The sequence below is a fragment of the Kitasatospora sp. NPDC007106 genome (genome assembly GCF_040634455.1).
Classification (GTDB): Bacteria; Actinomycetota; Actinomycetes; order Streptomycetales; family Streptomycetaceae; genus Kitasatospora; species Kitasatospora arboriphila.
Window position 1 is genome coordinate 1 of sequence record NZ_JBEYFP010000775.1, and the last position, 2708, is coordinate 2708.

Here is a 2708-nt window from a genome sequence, read left to right on the forward strand (position 1 = left end):
CGGCGCCCGGTTCACGGTGGAACTGCCCGAGGCCCTGCACCCGGTGGAGACGGCATGATCGACGTACTGGTGGTGGACGACGACTTCCGGGTCGCGCCTTCATGCCGAGGGTGTGACCGGCGGTGACCTCGCGCAGCATCCGGGCGGCCTCGTCGGCGGTGGGACGCTCGGCCGCGTCCTTGGCCATCAGCGCGGCCAGCACCGGGCCGAGCGCGCCGGCCCGGCGGGGCTCCGGCAGCGGGTCGCCGACCACCGCGGCCAGCGTGGTGAGCGGGGAGGTGCGGCGGAACGGCGACTCGCCCTCCACCGCGGCGTACAGCGTGGCCCCGAGGCCCCACAGGTCGGAGGCCGGGCCGGGGCGTTCGCCCTGGGCCCGCTCGGGCGCGAGGTAGTCCGGCGAGCCGACCAGGTCGCCGGGGCGGGTGAGTTCGGTGGAGCCCTCGAAGGTGGCGATGCCGAAGTCGAGCAGGACGACGCGGCCGGTGCCCTTCTCCAGCAGCACGTTGGCGGGCTTGACGTCGCGGTGCAGCACGCCGAGCTGGTGACCGCGGTGCAGGGCGGCCAGCACCTGCAGGCCGACCTCGGCGGCCTCGCGCGGCGCGAGGGTGCCGTCCTGGCTGATCACGTCGGCCAGCGACCGGCCGTCGACCAGCTCCATCACGATCCAGGGGCGGCCGTCGTCCTCCAGCACGTCGTGGATGGTGATGACGCCGGGGTGCTTGATCCTGGCGGCGGCCCTGGCCTCCCGCTTCATGCGGGACTGCAGGATCTCCAGCTCCTCCTCGGGGAGGTGGTTGACGGTCAGCTCCTTGACCGCGACCTCGCGGTCGAGCATCTCGTCGCGGGCCCGCCAGACCGTGCCCATGCCGCCGCGGCCGAGCCGGTCCCCCAGGACGTACCGTCCGGCCAGTACCCGGCCGGTGTCCATGCCTTCCGACGACCGGTCCTGCACGCCCATGGCGACCGTTCCCCCATCCTCAGTCCACCGTCACCGTGACGGAGGTATCGGTGCACCGCAGACTCACCGCACGGACATCTTCTCAACCACACCGGGCCGGGTTGCGCCGGGGCCCGGAATGCACCGCTGCGCGCCCGGCACGGTCAGCCCGCCGCCAGGACGACCGCGGCGAGGGCCGCGACCAGCGCCAGCAGCACCCCGCCGACCAGCAGCGGGCCGAGCAGCGCGGGAGGCACCCGGGAGGGGCCGCGGGGCACCGGCAGGTGTCCGCCGCCGTGCCGCCGCCCGCGCGGGTGCGGCACCACCGGGCCGGCCGGCCGCACCACCGGCAGCAGCGGCGCCTCCTCCTCGCCGGGGCCGAACGGCTCGGGCGCGCCGGCGAGCAGGGCGCGCACCCTGCGCTGGACGTCCTCGGCGGTGGGGCGCGCGGCCGGGCCGAGGTCGAGCAGTTCCTCGACGAGGCCGCGCAGCGGACCGCAGCCGTCGGCGGGGTAGCGCCGGCCGTCGCGGACGGCGGCGAGCAGCGTCGGCAGGTCGTCCTCGGGGTAGGGGCCGTGGCCGGTGAGCAGCCGGTAGAGCAGCACGCCGAGGGCCCAGCAGTCGCCGGGCGGGCCGGCGTCGGCGGGCCAGCGTTCGGCCAGCGGGCCGAGCAGGTCGGCGCGGGCCTCGTAGCGGCGGCGCGGCACCGGCCCGGCGAGCTGGGCGCAGACCGCCTCCTGGGCGGCGCCGAGGAGCAGTCCGCCGAGCAGCGCGGCGCCGTCCTCGCAGACCAGCACCGCCCCGGCGGTGACGTTGCCGTGGACCAGTCCGGCGCCGTGCAGGGCGCGCAGCGCCCCGGCGAGGTCGGCGGCCAGTTCGGCCACCCGGTACGGCGGCACCGGGCCGGTGTCGGCGAGTTCGTCGAGCGGTGCGCCGGCGACGCGTTCGGCGGCCACCCACAGCAGGTCGCCCTCGGCGGCCGCGCCGGTCTCGACGAGCAGCCGCGGGTGGCGCGGCACGCGGTCGGCCAGCGCGGCGACGGGTTCGGCGAGCCGGTCGCCGCGATGGTGGTCGGGTTCCTCGTACAGGTCGCCCGGTTCGCCGGCGACGAGCAGTTCGGGCAGGTCGAGGGCGTGCAGCAGGACCGGCGCGCCCGTGTGCACGTCCTGCGCGGGCAGGCCGGCTCCCGTCGGACGGTCCGTCACCCGGTACCGTCCGGCCACCAGCTGACCGGGGGCCGCTCGCATGTCCGACTTCCTCTCGACCCGGCCAGCGTACGTCGCCGCGGCCCTGGGCTCGCGGTATGGACCGGACGGATCTGATCGACGTGGCCTTCGACGTGCTCGGCAGCGGCAACGGCCGGGAGGCCGGGAACGCCGCCGTGCGCACCGTGGAGGCCGTCGCGGTGCCCGGCGAGGAGCCGGTGGCGGCGACCGCCGGACGGCACCCGGACCACTTCCGCGGGGGCGCGCTGGTGCTGACCGGCCATCGGCTGCTCTTCCTCAAGGACGGCAAGCCGCCGCTGCCGGTTGCGCTGGACGCGGTGACGGACGTGACGGTCGTCCGGACCCGGATCAACGGCGAGGTCCTGAAGGTGGTCGCGCTGACCGGGGCGCACCGCTTCGAGGACGTGGTGAAGGCGGAGCCGTTCGCCGAGCGGATCCGTGCCGCGGCGGGCGAGGGCTGCATACCCGGCCGGGCCCGCGGTCGAAACTTTGGGTCCCCGGGGAACTGCGGGCAGTGACGGAGAGCACGTGGCAGGGGGTCCGCA

3 protein-coding genes are annotated in these 2708 nt (G+C 76.5%); 1 reads left to right on the top strand and 2 read right to left on the bottom strand.

The genetic code is table 11. The annotated features are described in order from the left end of the window. On the bottom strand, positions 1–958 hold a 958-nt coding region (locus ABZ641_RS32175), incomplete at its 3' end, for a serine/threonine-protein kinase (RefSeq protein WP_359987552.1). Positions 959–1101: 143 nt separating this feature from the next. After that, positions 1102–2184 carry a hypothetical protein gene (locus ABZ641_RS32180; protein WP_359987554.1) on the bottom strand — a complete coding sequence of 361 codons (1083 nt, stop codon included), beginning with the start codon at positions 2182–2184 and terminating at the stop codon, positions 1102–1104. A gap of 56 nt (positions 2185–2240) precedes the next feature. Here ABZ641_RS32180 and ABZ641_RS32185 point away from each other — a divergent pair, with 56 nt between their 5' ends. Continuing rightward, positions 2241–2681 (top strand): hypothetical protein, encoded by a 441-nt coding sequence (locus ABZ641_RS32185; RefSeq protein WP_359987557.1) that lies wholly within the window; start codon positions 2241–2243, stop codon positions 2679–2681. The last annotated feature ends 27 nt before the right edge of the window (positions 2682–2708 follow it).

Bases quoted from the DNA above. Each gene is read 5' to 3' on its own strand.
- ABZ641_RS32180 (WP_359987554.1), bottom strand. From the start codon at position 2,184: ATGCGAGCGGCCCCCGGTCAGCTGGTGGCCGGACGGTACCGGGTGACG.
- ABZ641_RS32185 (WP_359987557.1), top strand. From the start codon at position 2,241: ATGGACCGGACGGATCTGATCGACGTGGCCTTCGACGTGCTCGGCAGC.